This window comes from Geothrix oryzae (genome assembly GCF_030295385.1).
In the GTDB taxonomy this organism is placed as follows: Bacteria; Acidobacteriota; Holophagae; order Holophagales; family Holophagaceae; genus Geothrix; species Geothrix oryzae.
In genome coordinates, this window is the sequence record NZ_AP027079.1 from 1,150,754 (window position 1) to 1,175,059 (window position 24,306).

Below are 24,306 nucleotides of genomic sequence, written 5' to 3' on the forward strand. Positions count from 1 at the left end.
TACCTGGACCCGACACCTCCGTTCGGAACAGGGTCTGGACCTCATCCTGAGGCGGCGCGCCGGGGGTGCGACGGGTCAGCCAGAATGACCCGAGGCCGAGAGACAGGGCCAGCGCGGCGAGGCCGAGGAGAGGCCTGGGGCGGATCATCGCGCACCTCCGAGGGCTTGCAGGTGCCGGTCGAGCGCCAGCAGGGCCCGCTCACGGTGGGCCCTGCCCTTGGCGGATTTCACCGCCCGGGTCCCTCCCGTGCGCTTGAGCCCCCGCAAGTCGAGCAGACCTTCGGGAAGGGGCGGCAGCAGCCCGAGCATGGCATTGGTCGGGCCGAAGTCCTTGCTGGAGGCGTGGGCCAGGTAGTGGAGCAGGCTGCCCAGCACTGTCTCCGGTGGAAAGGGAAGAGCGACGAGGCCTTGCACGGCCCGGTCCACGGCGAAGGCCGCCGCCAAGCCGCCAGCGGCGGATTCCAGATAGCCCTCCACGCCCGAGAGTTGGCCGGCGATCCACAGGTTCGCAATGGATTTGACAGCAAGTGTCGCATCGAGCATTCGCGGGGCCTGGATGTAGGTGTTACGGTGGATGCTTCCGAAACGGACGAATTCCGCCACTTCGAGCCCCGGGATCAGGCGGAAGACCTCTTTCTGGGCGCCCCACTTCAGACGGGTCTGAAAGCCGACCAGGTTGAAGTGCTCGCCGGCGAGGGTGTCCTGGCGGAGCTGGATGACCGCATGGGGCCAGCGTCCGGTGCGGGGGTCGTCCAGTCCCACGGGTTTCATGGGGCCGTGACGGAGGGTCTCGCGGCCACGGTCCGCCATCACCTCGATGGGCAGGCAGGCCTCGAAGTAAGGCGTGTCCACTTCGTGGAGAGGAACGCGCTCGGCGGCGAGCAGCGCATCCAGGAACCGTTCGTACTGCACCTTGTCCATGGGGCAGTTGATGAAGTCCGGGCCGCCCTTGTCGTAGCGCGCCGCCATCCAGGCGATGCCCATGTCGATGCTGTCCCGTTCGACGATGGGGGCAATCGCATCGTAGAAATGGAGGCTCCCGTTTCCGGTGAGGTCCGCAAGCCAGGCGGCCAGGGGTTCCGAGGTGAGCGGGCCCGTGGCCAGGATGGTCGGCATCGTGAGATCTGGGCAGGCGACCTGGGCCTCTTCCCAGCGGATGCGGGGATGGGCCTTCAATTCGGCGGTGACCATCCCGGAGAAGGCCTCCCGGTCGACCGCGAGGCTGTTTCCCGCCGGGACGCGGGTGGCTTTAGCGCAGCGCAGGATCAGCGAATCCATGCGCCGCAACTCGGCCTTGAGGATCCCGGTGGCGGAGTAGGGATCGTCGCTCTTGAAGGAGTTGGAGCAGACCATTTCCGCGGCGCGGTCCGTGGAGTGGGCGGGCGTGGTCCACCGCGGCCTCATCTCGGAGATCAGGACCTCGTGGCCCCTTGACGCCAGCTGCCAGGCGGCTTCCGAGCCAGCCAGGCCCGCCCCGATGATGTGGATCACGCGCTCTCCCCGTTTGGGGGGATTCTACCGTCAAGGACGCGTCCGACCTCCTGGCCCCTCCCCGCCAAAGCGGCTTCCCGGGCGCCGGTATGCCCTTGCCGGGCACGCCGGATGGCCCGATCTTGGGGGTTCCGGGAGGTCACCTGAAATTTTCTATTGCGTCATTGGCGACCAGTGATAGTCTGAATGTCCTGCGCAGTTGAGGCTGCGAGGTGCCAGGGGGAGCCGAGAGGCGAGCTTTGGAGCGTGCGGAGAGCACGGGGCGTCTTTGAAAACCGGATAGAAGATAGGAAGCCTTTGAGGGTTCCGGATCGCGTCTAAGGATGGGGTTCGGGATTCAGAACAATTTTTCGACCAGAACATTGGCCTGAGAGACGAGAGTCTCGAGGGTAAGAGTTCAGAATGAAACTTGAGAGTTTGATCCTGGCTCAGAATGAACGCTGGCGGCGTGCCTAACACATGCAAGTCGGATGTGCCGCAAGGTGCATGGCAGACGGGTGAGTAACGCGTAGGGAATCTACCTCTTTGTGGGGAATAACGCTCCGAAAGGAGTGGTAATACCGCATGAGACCGAGTGCTGGGATGCATTCGGTGAAACCTGGGGACCGCAAGGCCTGGGGCAAGGAGAGGATCCTGCGTCTGATTAGCTAGTTGGCGGGGTAATGGCCCACCAAGGCGACGATCAGTAGCCGGCCTGAGAGGGTGATCGGCCACACTGGAACTGAGACACGGTCCAGACTCCTACGGGAGGCAGCAGTGGGGAATTTTGCGCAATGGACGAAAGTCTGACGCAGCAACGCCGCGTGGGTGATGAAGGTCTTCGGACTGTAAAACCCTGTCGTCAGGGACGAAGGTGGCGGAGTTAATAACTCCGTTACTTGACGGTACCTGGAGAGGAAGCCCCGGCTAACTCTGTGCCAGCAGCCGCGGTAATACAGAGGGGGCAAGCGTTATTCGGAATTATTGGGCGTAAAGGGCGCGTAGGCGGTTTTTTAAGTCAGATGTGTAATCCCCGAGCTCAACTTGGGAACTGCATCTGAGACTGGAAGGCTAGAGTACTGGAGAGGGTGGTGGAATTCCTCGTGTAGCGGTGAAATGCGTAGAGATGAGGAGGAACACCAGTGGCGAAGGCGGCCACCTGGACAGTAACTGACGCTGAGGCGCGAAAGTGTGGGTAGCAAACAGGATTAGATACCCTGGTAGTCCACGCTGTAAACGATGAACACTTGGTGTGGAGGGAGTTGACCCCTTCCGTGCCGGAGCTAACGCGTTAAGTGTTCCGCCTGGGGAGTACGGTCGCAAGGCTGAAACTCAAAGGAATTGACGGGGGCCCGCACAAGCGGTGGAGCATGTGGTTTAATTCGACGCAACGCGAAGAACCTTACCTGGGCTTGAACTGCAGTGGACCGGTGCAGAGATGTGCCTTTTCGCAAGAACTGCTGCAGAGGTGCTGCATGGCTGTCGTCAGCTCGTGTCGTGAGATGTTGGGTTAAGTCCCGCAACGAGCGCAACCCTTACCCGTAGTTGCCAGCGCGTCATGGCGGGAACTCTACGGGGACTGCCCGGGTTAACCGGGAGGAAGGTGGGGATGATGTCAAGTCCTCATGGCCCTTATGTCCAGGGCTACACACGTGCTACAATGGGCGATACAAACCGTTGCAAAGTCGCGAGATGGAGCTAATCGGAGAAAGTCGTCCTCAGTTCGGATTGTAGTCTGCAACTCGACTACATGAAGGTGGAATCGCTAGTAATCGTGTATCAGAATGATACGGTGAATACGTTCCCGGGCCTTGTACACACCGCCCGTCACATCACGAAAGCCGGGAGCACTTGAAGAGGGTGAGGTAACCGCAAGGGGCCAGCTCTCAATGGTGAACTTGGTGATTGGGGTGAAGTCGTAACAAGGTAGCTGTAGGAGAACCTGTGGCTGGATCACCTCCTTTCTAAGGAGAGTCGCTTTTAGGAGCGACGAAAGGTCAACGCTTCCGATCGAAATTTCTATCCGGTTTTTAAAGACGCTCGGTCAATCTTTGACGAGCGTGCTTGGGCGTCTGGAAACGGGCCCGTAGCTCAGCTGGGAGAGCGCCTGGTTTGCATCCAGGAGGTCGTCGGTTCGATCCCGGTCGGGTCCACCAACGCCCGCTGAGGCACAAACTGGGGCCTATAGCTCAGTCTGGTTAGAGCGCACGCCTGATAAGCGTGAGGTCGGTGGTTCGAATCCACCTAGGCCCACCATTTATGCAAGGTTTGAGTTGAGTTGAGACCTTTCGAGGTTTGAATCCAGCTCAAGGCTGACTCAAGGGTCAGCTGCCGGAAGGCAGAGTTGTTTGACAGTCAAATAGAAGGAATAGAGAAGGGTGATCCATGGCGTTGAAGTGACGCTGTGGGCTTAAGGCGAGGCAAGTTTAGCGAAATACTCTTAAGGGTCGAAGTCAATGTAATTCATTGATGGAAGGCCAAGTTACAAAGGGTTGACGGTGGATGCCTTGGCAGATGACAGCGATGAAGGACGTGGTAAGCTGCGAAAAGTCTCGGGGAGTTGCACGCGAACGGTGATCCGGGAATGTCCGAATGGGGAAACCCGTCTGGGTGAAAGCTCAGTCATCTCTCAGCTGAATTCATAGGCTTTGAGAAGCGAACGTGGGGAAGTGAACCATCTCAGTACCCACAGGAACAGAAAACAACAGTGATTCCGGGAGTAGCGGCGAGCGAAACCGGAAGAGCCCAAACCTCTTACGTGTAAGCGGCAGGCGTTGCGTAAGGGGGGTCGTGGGACCTACAGGTTGAGGCTGCCCCTCAACACAGAGTTACAAAACCTCTAGTTAGCGGAACGGCATGGAAAGGCCGGCGATACAGGGTGATAGCCCCTTATGCGAAAGCTACGAGGACTCTGAGTGGTGTTCCCAAGTATGTCGGGGCACGAGAAACCTTGACAGAATTTGCCGCGACCATGCGGTAAGGCTAAATATGTTCATCTGACCGATAGTGAACCAGTACCGTGAGGGAAAGGCGAAAAGAACCCCGATGAGGGGAGTGAAATAGAACCTGAAACCGTCAATCTACAAGCAGTGGAACCACCATGGTTTATCCGGTGGAACCGCGTGCCTTTTGCATAATGAGCCGGCTAGTTATTTTCAGTGGCGAGGCGAAGCCGAAGAGGCGGTGCCGTAGGGAAACCGAGTCTGAATAGGGCGACAGTCGCTGGAAATAGACGCGAAACGGGATGATCTATCCTTGACCAGGATGAAGTCCGGGTGACACCGGATGGAGGTCCGAACCAGTGTGGGTTGAAAACCGCTTGGATGAGTTGAGGATAGGGGTGAAAGGCCAATCAAATTCCGTGATAGCTCGTTCTCCCCGAAATAGCTTTAGGGCTAGCGTCGGATGTTTCGTCGTGCAGGTAGAGACCTGAATGGACTAGGGGGCTTACCAGCTTACTGAATCCAACCAATCTTCGAATGGCACGCCGTGAAGTCCGGCAGTCAGACTGCGGGTGATAAGATCCGTAGTCGAGAGGGAAAGAACCCAGATCGCCAGCTAAGGTCCCAAAATACATGCTAAGTGGAAAAGGATGTGGATGTGCTTAGACAGCCAGGAGGTTAGCTTAGAAGCAGCTATCCTTTAAAGAAAGCGTAATAGCTCACTGGTCAAGCGGGTCTGTGCCGACAATTCAACGGGGCTAAAGCATGTTACCGAAGCTGCGAACGTAAGTGGTAGGGGAGCATTCCCTACGTCTGTGAAGGTTGACCGTAAGGACAGCTGGAGACATGGGAAGAGACTCTGTCGGCATAAGTAGCGTAAAGACAGGCGAGAACCCTGTCCGCCGTAAGACTAAGGTTTCCAACGCAAGGTCAATCCGCGTTGGGTTAGTCGGACCCTAAGCCGAGGCCGAAAGGCGTAGGCGATGGAAGGCTGGTTAATATTCCAGCACCATGAGCATCTCGTTTGTACGATGCAGGGACGCAGGAAGGTAGGGACGCAGAGCTATGGAATGTTCTGCGAAAGGATCCAAGGGTGGTGCTTAGGGAAGTCCGGGCGCCACGAGCCCAAGGTTTCTGACGAAAAGTCCTGATCCTACACTGCCGAGAAAAGCTGCTAAGGAGAGGTGCTTGTGTCCGTACCGCAAACCGACACAGGTAGTCGAGGAGAGAATCCTCAGGCGTTTGAGAGAACTCTGCTGAAGGAACTCGGCAAATTAACCCCGTAACTTCGGGAGAAGGGGTACCACGGTAGGGTTCATAGCCCGAGGTGGTGGCACATAAATGTTCCAGGCGACTGTTTAACAAAAACACAGGTCTCTGCAAACTCCAAAGAGGAGGTATAGGGGCTGACGCCTGCCCGGTGCCGGAAGGTCAAGAGGAGCGGTCAGCGCAAGCGAAGCTGCGAATTTAAGCCCCGGTGAACGGCGGCCGTAACTATAACGGTCCTAAGGTAGCGAAATTCCTTGTCGGGTAAGTTCCGACCTGCACGAATGGCGTAACGATCTGGAAACTGTCTCCAGCAGAGACTCAGCGAACTTGTAGCACCGGTGAAGATGCCGGTTACCCGCACTTAGACGGAAAGACCCCGTGCACCTTTACTACACCTTGACATTGAGGTTGGCGTTGGACTGTGCAGGATAGGTGGGAGGCTATGAAACTGGCTCGTTAGGGTCGGTGGAGCCACTGTTGAGATACCACCCTGTTCAACGCTGATCTCTAACTCGCACCCGTGATCCGGGTGGAAGACAATGTCAGGCGGGTAGTTTGACTGGGGCGGTCGCCTCCTAAAGCGTAACGGAGGCGTACGAAGGTTCCCTCAGGCTGTTTGGAAATCAGCCGCAGAGCGCAATAGTATAAGGGAGCTTGACTGCGAGTCAGACACGACGAGCAGGTGCGAAAGCAGGTTATAGTGATCCGGTGGTCCCGAATGGAAGGGCCATCGCTCAACGGATAAAAGGTACGCCGGGGATAACAGGCTGATCTTGCCCAAGAGTTCATATCGACGGCAAGGTTTGGCACCTCGATGTCGACTCATCACATCCTGGGGCTGAAGCAGGTCCCAAGGGTTCGGCTGTTCGCCGATCAATAGTGGTACGTGAGTTGGGTTCAGAACGTCGCGAGACAGTTCGGTCCCTATCTAGTGTGGGCGCAGGAGATTTGAGAGGACCTGTCCTTAGTACGAGAGGACCGGGATGGACTGACCTCTGGTGTTCCAGTTGTGCCTCCAGGTGCAATGCTGGGTAGCTAAGTTGGGAAGTGAGAAGCGCTGAAAGCATCTAAGCGCGAAACACCCCTCAAGATGAGATCTCCCTATGAGACCCGTGGAAGACCACCACGTTGATAGGTCGCATGTGTAAGTCCGGTAACGGATTTAGCTGAGCGATACTAATCGGTCCACAGACTTGACCTTTCATCAATCAATTGCATCAACTTCATGACCCTCGAGCGCAACACGCGCCTCGCCCAAATCCCTTCTCACCCTTCTACCCCTTCGTCGTGGCTTTTCCCCAAGGGTCACACCCGTTCCCATCCCGAACACGGCAGTTAAGACTTGGAGGGCCGATGATACTGCTCCTCACAGGAGTGGAAAAGTAGGTCGCTGCGACGTTAAAATCAGACGGGTCACCCCAACAGGTGACCCGTTTTTCATGCCGAGCCCCCGCATCCGCGGGGGTTTTTGCGTTCCACGCCGGATACACTGGAAGTTCCGCGTGGAGGAACTGATGAGTAAAGGTGTTTACACCTTTGGGGGGAACCGCAACGAGGGGGGCGCATCCATGCGCAACCTGCTCGGAGGCAAGGGGTGCAACCTGGCTGAAATGGCCGGGCTGGGCATTCCGGTGCCTCCGGGATTCACGCTCACGACCGAGCAGTGCGGCGCCTACTACACGAACGGCCGGCAGCTCAGTGAGGGGCTCAAGGCCGAAGTGCTCGAGGCCCTGAAGTGGCTGGAGGGCGTGCGTGGATGCGGCTTCGGGGCCGCCGAGAACCCTCTGCTCCTCTCCGTGCGCTCCGGCGCCCGCGTCTCGATGCCGGGCATGATGGATACGGTTCTCAATCTCGGCCTGAACGACCGCACGGTCGCCGCCTTGGAGCGGGCCAGCGGCAATGCCCGCTTCGCCTGGGATTCCTACCGCCGCTTCATCACCATGTACAGCAATGTGGTGCTGGGCGTCGAGCACTCGCTCTTTGAGGCGGAACTGGAGCGCGCCAAGGAGCGCTCGGGCAAGCACCAGGACACGGACCTCGATGCCGACGATTGGAAGGGCCTGGTGTCGGCCTTCAAGGAGATCGTGCTGGAGGAGACCGGCCAGCCCTTCCCGCAGGAGCCCATGGACCAGCTCTGGGGCGCCATCCGCGCCGTCTTCGAGAGCTGGAACACGGCACGGGCCATCACCTACCGGCGCCTTCACCGCATCCCGGATGACTGGGGCACGGGCGTCAATGTGCAGAGCATGGTCTTCGGCAACATGGGTGACGACTGCGGCACCGGCGTGGCCTTCACGCGGGATCCTGCCACGGGCGAGCGGCTCTTCTACGGCGAGTACCTCATCAACGCGCAGGGCGAGGATGTGGTGGCCGGCATCCGCACGCCCCAGCCCATCACGCGGTCGCAGGCCGAAGGTACGGGCCTGAAGAGCCTCGAGGAGGCGATGCCCGCCTCCTTCACGGAGCTGGACGCCACCTGCCAGCGCTTGGAACACCACTTCAAGGACATGCAGGACATTGAGTTCACCATTGAGCGCGGGAAGCTGTACCTGCTTCAGACGCGCAATGGCAAGCGCACGGCCATGGCCAGCATCCGCATCGCCATCGATCTGGTGGACGAGGGCCTCATCGACAGCCGCACCGCGCTCAAGCGCATCGATGCCGACAGCCTCTCCCAGCTGCTGGCGCCGGTCTTCGATCCCAAAGAGAAGGACCGCCTCCGGAAGGAAGGCCAGCTGCTGACGAAGGGCCTCAATGCCGGGCCGGGGGCGGCCACGGGTCGCATCGCCCTCACGGCCGAGCAGGCCGAGACGATGGCCCAGGAGGGCCCCGTGGTGCTCGTGCGCGTGGAGACGAGCCCCGAGGACATCTCGGGCATGGTGGCCTCCCAGGGCATTCTCACGGCCCGGGGCGGGATGACGAGCCATGCGGCCGTGGTGGCCCGAGGCATGGGCAAGCCCTGCGTCTGTGGCGCCTCGGCGCTTCAGATCGACCTGGTCCGCGGCGTGGTGCTGGTGGGCGGGCACGAGCTGAAGGCCGGCCAGGACTGGATCTCCATGGATGGATCCACCGGTGAGGTCTTCGCCGGCAAGCTCAGCGCCCATCCCTCCGAGGTCAACCAGGTGCTGGTCGACAACCGGCTCAAGGCCGAAGACAGCCCGCTCTACCAACGCTTCGCCAAGATCATGGCCTGGAGCCACGAGGCCAAGCGCATGAAGGTGCGCACCAACGCCGACACGCCGCACGACGCGGCCGTGGCCCGCGCTTTCGGTGCGGAGGGTATCGGGCTCTGCCGCACGGAGCACATGTTCTTCGAAGGGGATCGCATCCTCGCGGTGCGCGAGATGATCCTGGCCAGCGATGTGGAGGGCCGCAAGAAGGCCCTGGTGAAGCTGCTGCCCATGCAGCGCGAGGACTTCGAGGGCCTCTTCACGGCCATGAACGGCCTGCCCGTGAACATCCGCCTGCTGGATCCCCCCCTGCACGAGTTCCTGCCCCAGGACGAGCCGGGCCAGAAAGAGATGGCCGAAGTGCTGGGCGTGGACCTCGGCACCGTGGAACGCCGCGTGACGCAGCTCCACGAGTTCAATCCCATGATGGGCCATCGCGGCTGCCGTCTCGGCATCACCTTCCCGGAGATCATCCGGATGCAGGTCCGGGCCATCGCCGAAGCCGCCCTGAATGTGACGGCCCAAGGCATCAAGGCCCTGCCGGAGATCATGGTGCCCCTCATCGGCACCGTGCGCGAGCTGGCCTACACCAAGGCCGAGATGCTCGACGAGATCGCCCAGGTGAACCAGGAGCGCGGCAGCCAGTTCGCGTGCCCCATCGGCACCATGATCGAGATTCCCCGCGCCGCCATCACTTCGGACAAGATCGCCCAGGAGGCCGAGTTCTTCAGCTTCGGCACCAATGACCTCACCCAGATGGGCTTCGGCTTCAGCCGCGACGACGCCGGCACCTTCCTGCCGGAATATGTGGGGAAGAAGATCCTGGAAGACGATCCCTTCCAGAGCCTGGATCAGGAGGGCATCGGCGAGCTGGTCCGGATCTCCTGCGAGAAGGGTCGCGCCGCGCGTCCCGGGATCAAGCTGGGCGTCTGTGGCGAGCACGGCGGCGATCCCCGCAGCGTGGCCTTCTTCCACCGCGTGGGGCTGGATTATGTGAGCTGCAGCCCCTACCGCGTGCCCATCGCCACCCTGGCTGCCGCCCAGGCCGCCCTGGATTAGGGGCGCTACAGGAACGCCACGGACTGCGTGGCCGTGGTCACGATGAAGCACCGCTCGTTGTTGGATCGCGGATCGGCCGGGAGCAGGAAGAACCCCGGCCGGTCCGGCTGATAGCCCTGGGTGGTGCCCACCAGCACTTCCCCATCCTTGAAGGTGACCTGGACCTTCCGCCCCGGCGTCGGCGCGAAGGGGGGGAAGTCGTTGGTCTTGTGGTGGTCTGGATCCCCCTCCAGACGCCGGACGAAATACACCGCCTTGAGGTCGGGGACCTTCACTTCCTGGGGTTTCGCGCCGTTGCCGGTTCCGGCAAGCAGAATGTGGAAGAGGTTCTTGGTCGGCAGGAAATCGCTGGTCTGGCCTTTCAGGGTGCTTCCATCCAGGAATCGCGCCACCACTTGGTTCATGGGAGTCTCCGCGTCGCTTGGGTCCAGAGGGAGGGGCTGCCGCTTGAATGGATGCGCCAAAATTACAAGCAATCACCTTCGACTGCAAGGTGTCTGCAGGTGCAAGGGGGGTGGCAGGCGAAGGCTCCGCGACCGTGACAACGGGGATCCCCGCGATGGGTTCGGCGGGAAGCGCGATAGAATCACCCTTTTCGAGTGATGACATGGCCAAAACCGCGACCAGGACTCCATCCGATCAGCCCGAGATCATCTATTCGATGATGCGGGTCAGCAAGATCTACAACAACAAGCCGGTCATCAAGGACATCTCCCTCAGCTACTTCTATGGCGCCAAGATCGGTGTCCTGGGCCTCAACGGCTCCGGCAAGAGCACCGTGCTGCGCATCATGGCGGGCGTGGACCACGACTTCAACGGCGAAGCCGTGCTCAGCAAGGGCTACACCACGGGCATCCTGGACCAGGAACCCCAGCTCGATCCCGCCAAGACCGTGCGGGAGATCGTGGAGGAGGGGGCCGCCGAGAAGGTGGGCTGGCTCAAGGACTACAACGCCATCAGCGACCAGTTCGCCGATCCCGACGCGGACATGGATGTGCTGCTGGCGAAGCAGGCTGAGCTGCAGGACAAGATCGACGCCCACGACTGCTGGGACCTGGATTCGCGCCTCGAGCAGGCCATGGACGCCCTGCGCTGTCCCGACCCCGACACCAAGATCGCCGTGCTGTCCGGCGGCGAGCGCCGCCGCGTGGCGCTCTGCCGCCTGCTGCTCCAGGAACCGGACATCCTGCTGCTGGACGAGCCCACCAACCACCTGGATGCCGAGACCGTGGCCTGGCTGGAGAAGCACCTGCAGGACTACAAGGGCACAGTCATCGCCGTCACCCACGACCGCTACTTCCTGGATCATGTGGCCGAGTGGATCCTCGAGCTGGACCGGGGCGAGGGCATCCCCTGGAAGGGCAACTACTCCAGCTGGCTGGAGCAGAAGCAGGGCCGCCTGGCCCGCGAGGAGAAGTCGGACCAGAAGCGCCAGAAGACCCTCGAGCGCGAGCTGGAGTGGATCCGCATGTCGCCCAAGGGCCAGCACGCCAAGAGCAAGGACCGCATCGCCAACTACGAGCGGCTGGCGGGCGAGGAGGGCCGCCAGAAGGAGCAGGAGCTGGAGATCTACATTCCCAGCGGCCCCCGGCTGGGCGATCTCGTGGCCGAGCTGAACGGCGTCTCCAAGGCCTACGGCGACCGCGTGCTCTTCGAGAACCTCAGCTTCGCCATTCCCCGCGCCGGGATCCTCGGCGTCATCGGTCCCAACGGCGCCGGCAAGTCCACGCTCCTGCGCCTGCTCACGGGCCAGGAGACGCCCGATGCCGGCACCATCCGGATCGGGGAGACCGTCCGCATGGCCTATGTGGATCAGCTGCGCGCCAACCTCAACCCCGACAAGAATGTGTTCGAAGCGGTCTCCGGCGGCTACGAGCAGATCGAGCTGGGCGGCAAGCTCATCAACGCCCGGGCCTGGTTGAGCCGCTTCGGGTTCTCCGGCGATTCCCAGCAGAAGAAGATTTCCGAGCTGAGCGGCGGGCAGCAGAACCGCCTGAACCTGGCGCTCACCCTGAAGAGCGAATCCAACCTGCTCTTCTTCGACGAGCCCACCAATGATCTGGATGTGAACACCATGCGCGCCCTGGAGGAGGCCATCGAATCCTTCGCCGGCAGCGCCGTCCTGGTGAGCCACGACCGCTGGTTCCTGGATCGCCTGGCCACGCACATCCTGGCCTTCGAGGGTGATTCGCAGGTGCAGTTCTTCGATGGGAACTACAGCCAATACGAGGAATATCGCAAGGATGTCCTGGGTCTGAAGCCCTTCGATCCCCACCGCATCAAGTACCGCAAGCTGACGCGATGAAGGCCGATGCTTCCCCGGCCGTCCGCCTGACCCTGCTCTCGGCCGGAGCCGATCTCATCCTGGGCGGAGCTGCGTTGTGGCTGGGACTTTCCGAAGGCGCCATCGCCCTGTGGGGGGTCGGCGGCGCCTCCCTGCTGCAGATCCCGCCGGCCCTGAGCCTGCGGGGACGCATCCTGGATGGCCTCGGCAACCGGGGACTCGACCGGGAGCGGCTGGTCCTTCGGACCCTCAGCCACCTCCTGCGCCTCCTGGCTCTGGGGCTTGCCCTGGCTGCGGTCCTGGCGCTCCGGGAGGGCCCCGGGATGCGGGTCGGCTTCTCGACTCTGGGGGTGGCCATCCTGAGCCTCGCCTTCCAGGTGCCCCTCTGGATCGCGAAGCGGCGTCTGGCCGGAGTCCATCCCGCCCTGGGGTGGGATGCCGACCGCACCCGCGCCCTGCTGGAGCGGGCGGCCCTGCTCCTGGCGGGCGGTCTGCTGGGCCTCTGGTTCCCCTGGGCCGATGCCATCACGGGGCTGGCGCTGGCCCTCCACCTCTTCATCCAAGGGCAGGGCCTCGCCAAGGGCACCGCCCTCCGGGCCGCCGCTTGCGGCGGTTGTGGAAGTGGCTGCGGCTGATGCGCGTCCTGGAGCTGTTCTCGGGTCTTGGAGGCTGGCGCTGCGCCCTCCGAGACCGGGGCACCGTGGCCGCCGCCTACGATGTGAGCGAGGCCGCCAACGCGACCTACGCCCTGAATCACGGCCACCGGCCCACGCCCCGGGAACTGGCCGCCGTGCCATGGCAGGAGCTGGCCGCCCATGGAGCCGACACCTGGCTCATGAGCCCGCCCTGCCAGCCCTTCTGCCGCATGGGGAACCACCAGGGCCTGGAGGACCGGCGCTCGCGGGCCTTCCTCCACCTGATGGACCTTTTCCGGGAAGCGCCGCCGGATCGCCTGGTCCTGGAGAATGTGGGCGGCTTTCTGGGCTCGGATGCCCATGCGCTGCTGTCGGAGCGGATCCGGGCCCACGGCATGCACCGGCTGGATCTCCAGGCCTGCCCCAGCCGCTTCGGACTGCCCAACCAGCGGCCCCGCGTCTTCATCGTGGCCTCGCGGAAACCCCTGGAACCCAAGCCGCTGCCGGACCTCGCCCCGCGTCCCCTGGCCGGCGTCCTGGATCCGGAGGAAGACGAGGGGCTGTACCTGGATCCTGGCATCCTCGCCCGCCACCGCCACGGCATGGACCTGGTGGAGCCCGGGGACCAGCGCAGCACCTGCTTCATCGGCGGCTACGGTCGGCGTTTCGTGGGCAGCGGCTCCTTCCTGAAGACCGCGCGCGGCATCCGCCGGTTCTCGCCCTCCGAAACCGCGCGGTTGCTCGGGCTGCCCGAGGGGTTCCGCTTTCCCGAAGCCGTGTCCCTGGAGGTCCGCTACCGGTTGCTGGGGAACGGCCTGTCCATTCCCGTCGCGGCCTGGGCCCTGGATCATCTGTAGAATCACGCCATGAGACTCCTGCTGTCCGCCTTCGCCCCCGAACTGGGCTCCCTCGCCGGGGATCCGCCCGCGGGCTGGGAAACGGCCACCGTGGGCGTGGGCGCCGTGACCGCGGCGGCCGCCACGGCCCGGCTGCTGGCGGAGCGAAACCCCGAGGCCGTGCTCTTCCTGGGCACCTGTGGGCGCTACGATGGCCGCCTGGGCCTGTTTGAGGGGCTGTGGGCCTCCCAGGCCATCGCAACCTCGGTGGAGGAACTGCGCGGGGGGGCCTACCGTCCCGGGATCGAGCGGGTCCGCTGGGATGCCACCCTGAAGGGGCCGCTGCCACCCTATGGGGTGGCCGTGCCACCCGCCATCACCAGGACCTTGGAAGGCGCGGCCCTGCTCGCTTCCGTGGCCCCGGTGGAGCATCTGGAACTCACCGGCGTCTTCGCGGCCTGCCATGCGGCGGGCGTGCCCTGCGCCGGGGCGCTGGTGGTGGTGAACGATGTGGGGCCGGAGGCGCAGGCCCAGTGGACGGCCAACCACGCCGAGGGCAGCCGGCGGCTGGTGGACCGCCTCAGGGCGTCGGGCTTTTTCGCAGGGGCGTGAAGGCCGTCGCGCCTTCACCGGTATCGATGCGCCAACCTCCGTCCTGGGCGGAGATGCGGACGCCCTGGGAGGAGCCCGTGATCCAGGGGATCAGCCCCTCGCGGCGGAAGGTGGCCAGCGTCTCCGGATGCGGATGTTCGAAGCGGTTGTGGAAGCCGGCGGGGATGAGGGCCACCTCGGGCTTCAGGGCCGCGACCCAGGCGGGATCGGAGGCGTTGCGGCTGCCGTGGTGTCCGGCCTTCAACAGGCGATGGGGGGAGGGGCCGGGATCGCCCAGATCCAGGAGGTCCCGCTCCTGGATGGCCAGGGCATCGCCCATGAGCCAGAGTTCCCGGTCCCGCCAGGTGACCCGCAACACCACCGACTCCATGTTGGCGTCCGGCAGGGCGAAGGCCGAGGAAGGCCAGCGGACGCTGAAGGCCGCTTCACCTCGGGTCCACGCATCACCCCGGAGGAGACCCCCGGGGTCGGCGCCCGCGGGCGGGCGGAAGGGGAGCCAGGGATCCTCCTCCTCCGCCGTGACCGGTACTGAAGTAGCGGCCAGGGGCCAGAGCCGGGACAGGGTGGCCCAGCCGCCGGCGTGATCCCCGTGGGCGTGGGTGAGCACCAGGTGGACGGGTTCGCGCACGCCGCGCCGGCTCAGGACGCGGGCGAGACGGCGGCCGCTCCAGGGACCCGGGCCCGTGTCGATCAGCGTGGCCCCTCCTCCGGGCACCCGCAACAGCAGGGCATCCCCCTGGCCGATGTCCACGGATTCCAGGGACAGGGTGGCCGGCGCCCGGCCCGTGCCGTGGAAGCCGAGCAGGCCCAGCGACAGGACCACGAGCCCCACGGTCAGGGCCCGGGTGTGCCTCAGGGTTCCCTGCCGGTGGGCGAGGATGAGCCAGCCCAGCGTGAGCAGGAGCCAGGGCCAGAGGATCCCCGTGGCCAGCGGCGCGATGCCCGTGAGGGCCGGCACCAGCCGATCGCCCATCCAGGTCAGCAGGGTGGCGGCGCCCTGGGTGACCCCCGGGATGGGCACCAGGATCAGGGCCAGACAGACGGGCGTCAGGAAGGCCACCAGGGGCAGCACCAGCAGGTTGGCGAGGATGCCCCACCAGGGCGCGCCCCCATGGAGCAGCGCCAGCAGGGGCAGGGTGGAGAGCCAGGGCGCGGCCAGCCGTCCGAAGGGCAGGGCGAGGCGGCCCAGCAACGGCGAGACCAGGCCCGCCAGGGGCTCGGCCCCCCAGAGCAGGCCCAGCAGGGCCCACCAGGCCAGCAGGAAGCCCGGTTCTGCGCCGGCCGCGGGATGCCCCAGCAGCCAGAGTCCCAGGGCCAGGTGCAGCCCGGCCGCCGGCGGCAGCTTCCAGCCGCTGCTGCGCCCGAGGGCCCAGGCGATGCCCATGAAGAGGCCGCGCCACACCGGCGCGGAAAAGCCCACCAGGGCCGAGTACAGCAGCCCGGCCGCGATGGAGCCGGTGGCCGCGCCGCGCAGGCGCAGTCGCCGCCACAGAGCCTCCAGGACCGCCATCACCAGGGTCACCTGGAGGCCCGACACCACCAGGATGTGGAGGGTGCCGCTCTCGGCGAACACGCTGAAGTGGGCCTCGTCCACCGGGGGGATGCCCAGGGCGAGCGCGCCCCAGAGGTCCCTGGCGGTGGGCCCCAGGGGCAGGGCCTCGAAGCGCCGCCGGGCCAGGGTCTGAAGGCGCAGCAGAAGGGAGGGCGCGGGTGGACCCGTCGCCTCCATCAATTGGGCCGAAGTCAGGTGGATGCGCCGGGGCGCTTCGTCACTGCGGGCCCGCCAGAGGGGGCGTTCTGCCAGGAAGACCGGCGCGGGCTGGACAGGGCGAAGCTCGGCGCGCAGGCGCACCGGCGTGCCGGGAGCGGGCGGAGGGAGCTCACCCTCGGCGGGCACCGTGAGGGGCAGGGCGAGGCCGCGAAGGACTTCCGGCGCGGACAGCTCGAGCTGGGTGCGCAGCCGTTCGCCCTGCAGGGTCCAGGGAGCCGCGATGCGGCCTTCCACGGCCAGGAAACCCGAGGGCAGGGCCGCCTCCCAACGGGCCTTGCGGGCCAGCCCCAGGAAGGTGAATCCCGCCAGGCCGAGGGCGAGGGGCACCACGATCCAGCGGCGCCCCCGGAGCAGGGGCAGTGTGAGGCTCCAGGCCAGGGCGCCGAGGACGACCCAGCGGCCGGCGAGCTGACCGTTCCAGCGCTCGGGTGCCAGCCACGGCACGGTGCAGGCGGCCGCCAGGGCCCAGGCCAGGGGCCAGAGCGAAGCCCCGGACAGGCGCTGCCACAGGCTGGATCTGGAAAGCATGGGGTGAAGTCTATCCAGACTGTCCAAACCTTGACAGGGGGTTCCGGCATGGGGAACCATGCAGGTATGAATCCAGCCCGGGCTCTGCTGGTGGACGACGATCCCACCATCCTCGAGGTGGTGGGCACCCTGTTATCCCGCCATGGGCACGAGGTGGTGGGTACCGGCTCGGGGCTGCGGGGCGCCCAGTGCCTGCGGCGCGAGCACTTCGACCTGGCCGTGGTGGACCTCATGCTGCCGGATCTGAACGGCCTGGAACTGGCCCGTCAGGCCGTGGCCAACCCCGACACGGTGGTGGTGGTGCTGTCCGGTTCGACTTCCGTCGAGACGGCCCTCCAGGCCATGCGGATGGGCATCTACGACTATGTGCCCAAGCCCTTCCGGGCTGAGGAACTGGAGCACACGCTCCTGCGGGCCATCGAGAAGTCGCAGCTGAACCAGGAGAACAAGCGGCTCCGCGAGCAGATCCAGCACAAGGAGCCCGGCCCCCAGATGGTGGGTCGGTCCGAGGCGTGGCAGCACCTCCAGACCCTGCTCCGCCGGCTGGCGCCGTCACCCTCCACGGTGCTCATCACCGGGCCTTCGGGGACGGGCAAGGAACTGGCGGCCCGCGCCATCCACCAGTGGAGCCCCCGGGCCCAGGGCCCCTTCGTGGCCATCCACTGCGGGGCCATTCCGGAGACGCTGCTGGAGGACGAACTCTTCGGCCATGTGCGCGGGGCCTACACGGACGCGCGCACCGACCGCCCGGGGCGTTTCCAGCAGGCGGAGGGCGGCACCCTCTTTCTGGACGAGATCGGCACCATGCCCCTCAGCCTGCAGGTGAAACTGCTGCGGGTGATCCAGGAGCGGGAGTTCACGCCGCTGGGCTCGGCGCGCACCGTGAAGGCGGACTTCCGCCTGCTGGCGGCCACCAACGAGGACCTGAGCGCCCTGGTGGTGGAGAAGCGGTTCCGCGAGGACCTCTTCTACCGTCTGAATGTGATCCCCGTGCAGCTGCGGCCGCTGCGGGAGCACCGGGACGACATTCCGGTGCTCGTGGCCCACTTCATCCGCAAGTTCGCCCGTGAGCTGGGTCTGCCGCTGAAGCAGGTCGAGCCCGCTGCCCTGCAGGCCCTGGAAGCCTACGGCTGGCCGGGCAATGTGCGCGAGCTGGAGAATGCCGTGGAGCGGGCCATGGCGCTGGGCTCCGATCCCGAGCGGATGCTGCTCCAGGATCTTCCCGCGGCCATCGCCGGCATCCTGCCGACGGCGGCCTACCCGCGCCTGCCGCAGCACCAGGGGCTCGGCCGGTTCCTGGAGGATCTGGAGCGCCACTTGATCCTCGAGGCCCTCCAGGCCACCGGCTGGAACAAGAGCGAATCCGCCCGCCGGCTCGGCATGCGCCGCACCACCCTGCTGCACCGCCTGAAGGCCCTGGGCATTCCGTTGAACCCCATGGATGAAGCGGAATCGGCCCTGGCCCAGGAGTCCCACGATGCGTGATCCGAGAGGCGCGGCACTGTTGCTGCTGCTGTTGGCCTGCGGGCCGCTGAGGGCCTGGTCCCCGAGGGTCCACGAGGCCCAGACGGCCAAGGCGATCCGGCTGCTGCCCAAACGCATGGCCACGCTGCTGCGGGCCCACCCGCAGGCCCTGCTGGAGGGGGCGCGGGGGGTCGCCAACGACCAGCCGCCCACGGTGGAAGAGGTGGAGGCCCAGTTCCGCACGATCCTCCGTCTCAGCGAGGAGCGCCGCCGCCCCGAGGACATCGTCCGCGACCTGGGCGTCCTGGCCCACCTGGTCCAGCTGCTGACGGATCCTTCGGCCAGCGAGGGCATGAGCCCCCTGCGGGAGAGCTTCGAAGCGTACGCCGACGAACACATGGCGCACCTGCTGGTGACCCAGGAGCCCTACTGGGCGGTGGCCGGCGGCCTGGATCCCGTCCCCGCCCTCCGGCGCTTTCTGGCCACCAAGCAGGAGCGGAATCGGCGCCTCCGGGAGCATTTCGACGAAAATGCCGGTCGCCGCATCGGCCCCTGGGACGACCTGTCCCTCCCCTTCGCCCAGATGCAGCTGGCTTTTTCCAATGGCGTCCACGCCACGGCCAACCTTTGGATCCTGGCCTGGCGGGCAGCCGGGGACCAGTGGGAGATTCCGCCCGCGCCCTGATCCCGCGAGCCTGAAAGAACCCTCGATTCGCTAGGCGAATCACGACTTTCAAGCTATCTTTCCAAGCATTCCCTCTGGAGAAAGTCATGGGCACCTATACGCGCCTCGGGTCCTATCTGCTGGCCTCAGACCTGGCTAGCGATCCTTTCGGCGCGATCCATCGGGCCGTCGTCATCACCGGCAGCAACTTCGACCGCCACGCCCTGGTGCGGACCTTTTCGGAGGAGATGTTCCAGGCGGGCATGAACACCCGCCTGTCCGAAGCTGGTCGCGTGGTGCCCCTGCTGGGCGGCGCGCGCATCTACGGGTTAGGCTACCGGGTGGAGAGCGGCAAGGCGCCGCATGTGGCTTGGGACTATGTGCCCGGCCGAAGCCTCGCGCAGCTCATCGAGAAGGCCCGGCAGGAGCAGATCCCCTTCGGCGTCGATCACGCCCTCACGGTGATCCAGGGCGTGGCCCAGGGCATCGTGCAGATGCAGGCCAAGGGCGCCAGCCACGGCGTGCTGAGCCCGCACAGCGTGTGGGTGAGCTTCGAAGGCGCCACCCAGATCGTGGATGCCCCCTATGCCGCTCTGGCCAAGAGCATGCTGGCCAAGGCCCCCACGGCGAAGCGCAAGCTCGCGCCCTACCTCCAGGGCCCCGAGAACGACGCCCTCCAGCAGGATCTGTTCGCGCTGGGTGCCGTGCTCTACGAGCTGCTCACCTTCGAGCAGCTGCCCCTCGGCGGCGACTTCCAGACCCTCCTGGACAAGGCCACGCTCAAGGCCGCGCAGGAGGAGGCCCCCCTGCCCGCGGAGATCCGCGCCTTCCTCGGCCGCCTGCTGCTGGGCCGCCAGCCCTTCGCCACGGTGGAGGCCTTCAACGCCGAGCTGGAGCGGGTGCTCTACGACGGCGAGTACAGCCCCACCACCTTCAACATGGCTTTCTTCATGCACACGCTGTTCCGGGAGGAGAACGACCGGGACGCGCTGGCCATGAAGGCGGAACAGGGGGACAACTACCTGGCCTACACCGCCGCCGGCGAAACCCTGCGCAGCGGCGCCACCCGCGTGGAGCACATCGACGGCCACGCGGCGGAGGAAGCCAACCAGAAGAACAAGACGCTCCTCATCGGCGGCGGCCTGGCCGCGGTGGTGATCCTGGGCCTGGGCTACATCCTCTTCGGCCGCCCCAAGGTCGATCCGGCCATGCAGAAGCAGCTGGCGGAGCTCCAGCTCCTGAAGGTGCAGATCGAACAGCAGAAATCCGACCTCGATGCCAAGGCCAAGGCCGAGACCGAGAAGACCGCCCAGCTCCAGAAGCAGCTGAGCGAGACCAAGTCCGTGGAAGAGAAGGCCCGGATCCAAAAGCAGCTGGACGAGGCCCAGGCCCGCAAGCTCGAAGTGGAGCGGCAGCAGAGGCTGGCCGAGCAGAAGCTGGCCGAGCAGAAGGCGGCCGAGCAGAAGCTGGCCGAGCAGAAGAAGGCCGCCGAGACCAAGGTGGCCGCCGCCCCGCCCGCGCCGGAGCCGCCCAAGCCCCAGCCCATGCAGGAGGCCCAGCGGCCCGCCGCCGTGCCCACCCAGGTCCCCACGCCCCAGACCGCCGCGCCCCAGACCATGGCCCCGGCCGTCAACAACGACCAGCCAGCCCGCGTGACCAGCCAGATCGCGCCGGCCTTCCCCCTCCGGGCCGTTCAGATGCGCTGGGAGACCAACCTCGACCACTTCGTGCGGCTGAAGGTGTTCGTGAGCGAACAGGGCCATCCCCTGAAGGTATCCGTGATCGAGGGCGTGTCCGGTTCCTACGGGTTCGACGAGGCGGCCATCGAGGCAGCCAACAAATCCTCGTTCAGCCCCGCCGTCCGCGACGGCAAGCCCGTCCGAGGCTGGACGCCCGAGATCGTCTACAAGTTCCCCAAGCGGAGGTAGCGGCTCGGACATCCATGAAACGGGCCCTTCGGGGCTCGTTTCATGTCAGGGACTGCGCCGCCTCGTTGGCCAGGCGGTCCACCCGCTCGTTCTCTGCGTGGCCCGCGTGGCCCTTCACCCAGCGGGCCTCCACATGGTGCCGGGCCAGCTGGGCGTCCAGCGCCTGCCAGAGGTCCGCGTTCAGGACCGGCTTGCCGTCGGCCTTCTTCCAGCCGCGCCGTTTCCAGTCCTTCAGCCACGAGGTGATGCCCTTCACCACATACTGGCTGTCGCTCTGGAGCAGCACCTGGCAGGGCTTGGTGAGGGCTTCCAGGCCGCGGATGGCGGCCATCAGCTCCATGCGGTTGTTGGTGGTGTCGGCCTCGGGGCCGGACCCTTCCTTCTCCTGGATGCCCGTGGCGAGGTGGACCCTCAGCAGGTACCCCCAGCCACCCGGACCGGGGTTCCCAAGACACGCGCCATCGCAGTAGAGCTCGATCTTCATCCCACCAGAGTAGGGGAAGCGGCCGCCACTTGTGCCACGGCCTTGCGGAGCAGCTCCACGCCCAGATCCAGATCCGGGGTCGTGAGGTTCATGGCGGGGCGGAAGCGCAGGCCCTTCACGCCGGTGGAGAGGATCATCATGCCCAGCTCGTGGCCCTTGGCCACCACGGCATTGCGCAGCTCGGGGCTGGCGATGTCCATGGCGCAGAAGAGGCCGCGGCCGCGGGGGTTCGCGGTGAACTCGGGGAAGTCGCGGTGGATCTCCTGCAGGCCCTTGAGCAGGCGCTCGCCCTGCTTCACGCCGTGCTCAAGGAGGTTCTCCTCGCGGATGACCTCGATGATGCGCGTGCCGCGCACCATGTCCACCAGGTTGCCACCCCAGGTGCTGTTGATGCGGCTGGGCACCTTGAACACGCTGTCCACTTCGTCCAAGCGCCGGCCGGCGGCGATGCCGCAGGTCTGGGCCTTCTTGCCGAAGGCGATGATGTCGGGCTGCACGCCGAACCACTGGTGGGCCCACCACTGGCCCGTGGCGCCGAAGCCCGTTTGCACTTCGTCGAAGATAAGCAGGAATTCATGACGGTCCGCCAGGACCCTCAGCTTCGCCAGGAATTCACCCCGGAAGTGGTTGTCGCCGCCCTCGCCCTGGATGGGCTCGATGATCAGGCAGGCGATGTCGTCGGGGTTCTGGGCCACGGCCGCTTCGATGGCAGCCACGGCTTCGGCTTCCGCAGCCTCGATCTTGGCGAGGTCCATGGGGAAGGTCAGCTTGGGGTTCGGCACGCGGGGCCAGGGGAACTTGGGGAAGTACTGGTATTTGCGGGGATCGGCGGTGTTCGTGAGGCTGAGGGTGTAGCCGCTGCGGCCGTGGAAGGCCTCACGGAAATGGATGACCTGCGAGCCCTTCTCGCCCTTGCCCGCCGCCAGGTTCTTGCGCACCTTCCAGTCGAAGGCCGCCTTCAGGGCGTTCTCCACCGCCAGGGAGCCGCCGTCGATCCAGAACAGGTGGGGCAGGTAGTCCGGCGCCGCGTGGGTGCCGAAGGCCTCCACCCACTCCGCGAAGGCCGTGGTGTAGATGTCCGAGTTGGCGGGCTTGTTGACGGCGATTTCGCCCAGACGCTGGACGAAGGCCGCCTCCCGCAGGCGGGGGTGGTTGTGGCCCAGGGGGGTGGTGGCGAAGAAGGTGTAGAAATCCAGGTACTTCCGGCCGTCCCGAGCGTCCACGATCCAGGAACCATGGGACTTCTCCAGGTCCATCACCAGGTGGAACCCGTCCACCAGCATGTGGCGGCCCAGGGTGTCGAAGACAGCATTCGGATCAAGGTGGGGCATGGACATGGCGGACCTCGGGAAACAGTTCAGTGTATGTTTGGGCCTGAAGCGGAGACACGCATGATTCCCTGGATAGCGGTTCAGGAAGCGCCTCTGGACGCGATGGCTTTACGAAGTGTCATGGAAGACCCCCATGCCGGCGCCCTCGTGCTCTTCGAAGGGCGGGCCCGAGACCACCACGAGGGCCGCCCCGTGCTGGAGCTGGCCTACGAGGCCTATGTGCCCATGGCGGAGAAGGAACTGGGCCTCCTGCGCGAAAAGGCCATCGAGCGTTACGGGCTCACCCGCTGCGCCATCCACCACCGCATCGGCGTGGTGCCCCTCACCGAGGCCGCCGTCCTCGTCGTCACCAGCAGCGCCCACCGCGCCGAGAGCTTCCAGGCCGCCGCCTGGATCATGGACGAGATCAAGCAGCGCGTGCCCATCTGGAAGCGGGAACGCTACAAGGACGGCTCCGAGAGCTGGGTGGAGTGCACGCACCGGTTCCAGATGGAGCCTTGAGCCCGATTCAGAAGCTGTAGCGGGCCTGCAGGGCCAGGACCTGGATGTGATTGCGGTAGGTGCCGGAGAGGTTGCCGCGGAAGAAGTCCGGGTTGCCGGGGCTGCCGGCCTTGAGGTTCAGGGTGGAATCCTTCACGAAGATGTAGCTGTAGCCCAGGTCCAGGGCGAAGGCCCTGCTGAAGGCGTAGCCGGCGCCGGCACTGAGCCAGGTGCGGTCCGCGTCGGGAATGCGGGGGGTGCGGTAGGCGTCCGAGGTCGCCGCCTGGTCCTTGGCCACGCCGGCCCGGAAGGTCCAGGTCTCGTTCGGCTTCCAGGTGGTGCCCAGCGAGGTGAACCAGGTGTCCTTCCACTGCTCCTCGGTGACGGAGGTACTCTGGCCCGAGGCGAACCCGATGCGGATGTCCTGGAAGCAGCTCCAGAAGGTCCGGGCAGCCTCCGCCTGGAGGCTCAGGCCCGGGGCGACCTCCCAGGCCGCGCCCAGGGAGGCGGTGGCCGGCTGGTTGGCCCGGGGGGTGGCTCCTCCGTCCTGGAAGGCCGCCTTCAACGCTGCGGGCACCCCCTCGTAGTGCACATCCCCTTTCAGGGCGAAGTCGATGCGGGAGTGGTAGGCGGCGCCGAGGCGCAGGTTCCGGGTGGGTTCAAAGAGGACCCCCAGCTTGTAGCCGTATTTCCACTGTTTCCCCGTCACCTTCACGGTGCCGTCCTGGGTTCCCGGAATGAAGCCGGGAATGCGAAGGGCCGCGCCCACCGCGCCGAAGTCCACGGCGTTGGTCAGTTCGGCGTCCACATACCGGGCCACCACGGCGGCGCCCAGGGACCAGCGGGAATCCACGCGCCAGGCCAGGCTGGGGGCAACCTCCACCACTGTGATCTGGGATTTGATCGCGTGGTACCGGCCGATCCAGTTGGCCTCGTACTCGCTGCCGAGACCGAAGGGGCTGTTCAGGGAAAGGCCCAGCTTCAGGTCCGGGCTCGCGCTCCAGAGGGCGTAGGCCACGGGGAGGACCGCCTGGCGGCCCGCATCGCCACCCGCGGTGCCGCTGACCGGGCTGCCGCCCAGAAGCGTGGCCCGGGAGGCGGAACCGCCTTCCAGGCGGGCCGACGGGGCGATGCTGCTGAAGCCCAGCACGGCCTGGTTCCCCTCGAAGCGCGTGAGGGTGGCCACATTGAAGAACATGCTGCCGATGTCGGTACCCCCGGCGCTGATGCCGGCGTAGGCGTTGCCCTGGGCGCTGGGGCTCTGCTCCCGCAGCTGGAAGCCCGACCCCAGAAGCGTTCCGGCCGTGGAGCCGGTGATCAGGAAAGCGAGCAGGGTGCGGGAAGGGCGAAGGGGGCAAACCATGGGAACTCCGGGGGCG

Annotated in this window: 15 protein-coding genes, 2 tRNA genes and 3 rRNA genes; 14 read left to right on the top strand and 6 right to left on the bottom strand. The window is 65.4% G+C overall.

The annotated features are described in order from the left end of the window. Window positions 1–144: 144 nt before the first annotated feature. Window positions 145–1,491, bottom strand: coding sequence for a methylenetetrahydrofolate--tRNA-(uracil(54)-C(5))-methyltransferase (FADH(2)-oxidizing) TrmFO (trmFO, locus tag QUD34_RS05275; RefSeq protein ID WP_286355557.1), 1,347 nt, complete (start codon window positions 1,489–1,491; stop codon window positions 145–147). Window positions 1,492–1,896: 405 nt separating this feature from the next. Here trmFO and QUD34_RS05280 point away from each other — a divergent pair. The 6 genes from QUD34_RS05280 to ppdK all read left to right on the top strand — a co-directional run bounded on the left by QUD34_RS05280 (window position 1,897) and on the right by ppdK (window position 9,910). Then, window positions 1,897–3,434: ribosomal RNA gene (locus QUD34_RS05280) — 16S ribosomal RNA — on the top strand. 116 nt (window positions 3,435–3,550) lie between these two features. Beyond that, window positions 3,551–3,626: transfer RNA gene (locus QUD34_RS05285), tRNA-Ala, on the top strand. 22 nt (window positions 3,627–3,648) lie between these two features. Further along, a tRNA-Ile gene (locus tag QUD34_RS05290) sits at window positions 3,649–3,726 on the top strand. A 219-nt stretch (window positions 3,727–3,945) separates the two neighbouring features. Then, window positions 3,946–6,882 (top strand): 23S ribosomal RNA (locus QUD34_RS05295). An 82-nt stretch (window positions 6,883–6,964) separates the two neighbouring features. Continuing rightward, window positions 6,965–7,080 (top strand): 5S ribosomal RNA (rrf, locus tag QUD34_RS05300). The 16S, 23S and 5S rRNA genes sit together here with 2 tRNA genes alongside, the layout of an rRNA operon. A 115-nt stretch (window positions 7,081–7,195) precedes the next feature. Then, on the top strand, window positions 7,196–9,910 hold the full coding sequence (gene ppdK, locus QUD34_RS05305; RefSeq protein WP_286355558.1) for a pyruvate, phosphate dikinase: 2,715 nt from the start codon (window positions 7,196–7,198) through the stop codon (window positions 9,908–9,910). 5 nt (window positions 9,911–9,915) lie between these two features. Here ppdK and QUD34_RS05310 read toward each other — a convergent pair whose 3' ends face one another. Then, window positions 9,916–10,314 carry a DUF6982 domain-containing protein gene (locus QUD34_RS05310; protein ID WP_286355559.1) on the bottom strand — a complete coding sequence of 133 codons (399 nt, stop codon included), beginning with the start codon at window positions 10,312–10,314 and terminating at the stop codon, window positions 9,916–9,918. A 203-nt stretch (window positions 10,315–10,517) separates the two neighbouring features. Here QUD34_RS05310 and ettA point away from each other — a divergent pair, with 203 nt between their 5' ends. The 4 genes from ettA to QUD34_RS05330 are packed head-to-tail and all read left to right on the top strand — an operon-like array spanning window position 10,518 to window position 14,277. Next, window positions 10,518–12,215, top strand: coding sequence for an energy-dependent translational throttle protein EttA (ettA, locus tag QUD34_RS05315; protein ID WP_286355560.1), 1,698 nt, complete (start codon window positions 10,518–10,520; stop codon window positions 12,213–12,215). Further along, a complete protein-coding gene (locus tag QUD34_RS05320; RefSeq protein WP_286355561.1) occupies window positions 12,212–12,829 on the top strand; it encodes a hypothetical protein in 618 nt (205 codons plus the stop codon). The genes ettA and QUD34_RS05320 overlap by 4 nt, the downstream gene beginning before the upstream one ends. Further along, complete coding sequence (locus QUD34_RS05325; RefSeq protein ID WP_286355562.1) at window positions 12,829–13,686, top strand: DNA cytosine methyltransferase; 858 nt, start codon at window positions 12,829–12,831, stop codon at window positions 13,684–13,686. The genes QUD34_RS05320 and QUD34_RS05325 overlap by 1 nt, the downstream gene beginning before the upstream one ends. A 9-nt stretch (window positions 13,687–13,695) precedes the next feature. Beyond that, entirely contained in the window at window positions 13,696–14,277 is a 582-nt protein-coding gene (locus QUD34_RS05330) for a nucleoside phosphorylase-I family protein (RefSeq protein WP_286355563.1), read from the top strand. On the opposite strand, the gene QUD34_RS05335 is transcribed toward QUD34_RS05330, so the two are convergent. Beyond that, window positions 14,246–16,576, bottom strand: a complete 2,331-nt coding sequence (locus QUD34_RS05335) for a ComEC/Rec2 family competence protein (protein ID WP_286355564.1) — start codon at window positions 16,574–16,576, stop codon at window positions 14,246–14,248. The two genes, QUD34_RS05330 and QUD34_RS05335, sit on opposite strands and share 32 nt — an antisense overlap. Window positions 16,577–16,642: 66 nt before the next feature. On the opposite strand from QUD34_RS05335, the gene QUD34_RS05340 reads away from it, so the two are divergent. The 3 genes from QUD34_RS05340 to QUD34_RS05350 all read left to right on the top strand — a co-directional run bounded on the left by QUD34_RS05340 (window position 16,643) and on the right by QUD34_RS05350 (window position 20,632). Continuing rightward, the gene (locus QUD34_RS05340) at window positions 16,643–18,061 is read left to right on the top strand and encodes a sigma-54-dependent transcriptional regulator (RefSeq protein WP_286355565.1); all 1,419 of its coding nucleotides are present in this window, start codon (window positions 16,643–16,645) and stop codon (window positions 18,059–18,061) included. Further along, complete coding sequence (locus QUD34_RS05345; protein WP_286355566.1) at window positions 18,054–18,725, top strand: hypothetical protein; 672 nt, start codon at window positions 18,054–18,056, stop codon at window positions 18,723–18,725. The genes QUD34_RS05340 and QUD34_RS05345 overlap by 8 nt, the downstream gene beginning before the upstream one ends. 86 nt (window positions 18,726–18,811) lie before the next feature. Next, complete coding sequence (locus QUD34_RS05350) at window positions 18,812–20,632, top strand: TonB family protein (protein WP_286355567.1); 1,821 nt, start codon at window positions 18,812–18,814, stop codon at window positions 20,630–20,632. Window positions 20,633–20,672: 40 nt separating this feature from the next. On the opposite strand, the gene rnhA is transcribed toward QUD34_RS05350, so the two are convergent. After that, the gene (gene rnhA / locus QUD34_RS05355) at window positions 20,673–21,116 is read right to left on the bottom strand and encodes a ribonuclease HI (protein ID WP_286355568.1); all 444 of its coding nucleotides are present in this window, start codon (window positions 21,114–21,116) and stop codon (window positions 20,673–20,675) included. Beyond that, window positions 21,113–22,453: an L-lysine 6-transaminase gene (lat, locus tag QUD34_RS05360; RefSeq protein ID WP_286355569.1), complete on the bottom strand. Its 1,341-nt coding sequence runs from the start codon at window positions 22,451–22,453 to the stop codon at window positions 21,113–21,115. Before lat ends, rnhA begins: the two co-directional genes overlap by 4 nt. A gap of 54 nt (window positions 22,454–22,507) precedes the next feature. Here lat and QUD34_RS05365 point away from each other — a divergent pair, with 54 nt between their 5' ends. Further along, the gene (locus QUD34_RS05365) at window positions 22,508–22,948 is read left to right on the top strand and encodes a molybdenum cofactor biosynthesis protein MoaE (protein ID WP_286355570.1); all 441 of its coding nucleotides are present in this window, start codon (window positions 22,508–22,510) and stop codon (window positions 22,946–22,948) included. A gap of 7 nt (window positions 22,949–22,955) precedes the next feature. Here the strand turns inward: QUD34_RS05365 and QUD34_RS05370 are convergent, their stop codons facing one another. Further along, window positions 22,956–24,290, bottom strand: coding sequence for an OmpP1/FadL family transporter (locus QUD34_RS05370; RefSeq protein WP_286355571.1), 1,335 nt, complete (start codon window positions 24,288–24,290; stop codon window positions 22,956–22,958). Window positions 24,291–24,306: the final 16 nt, after the last annotated feature.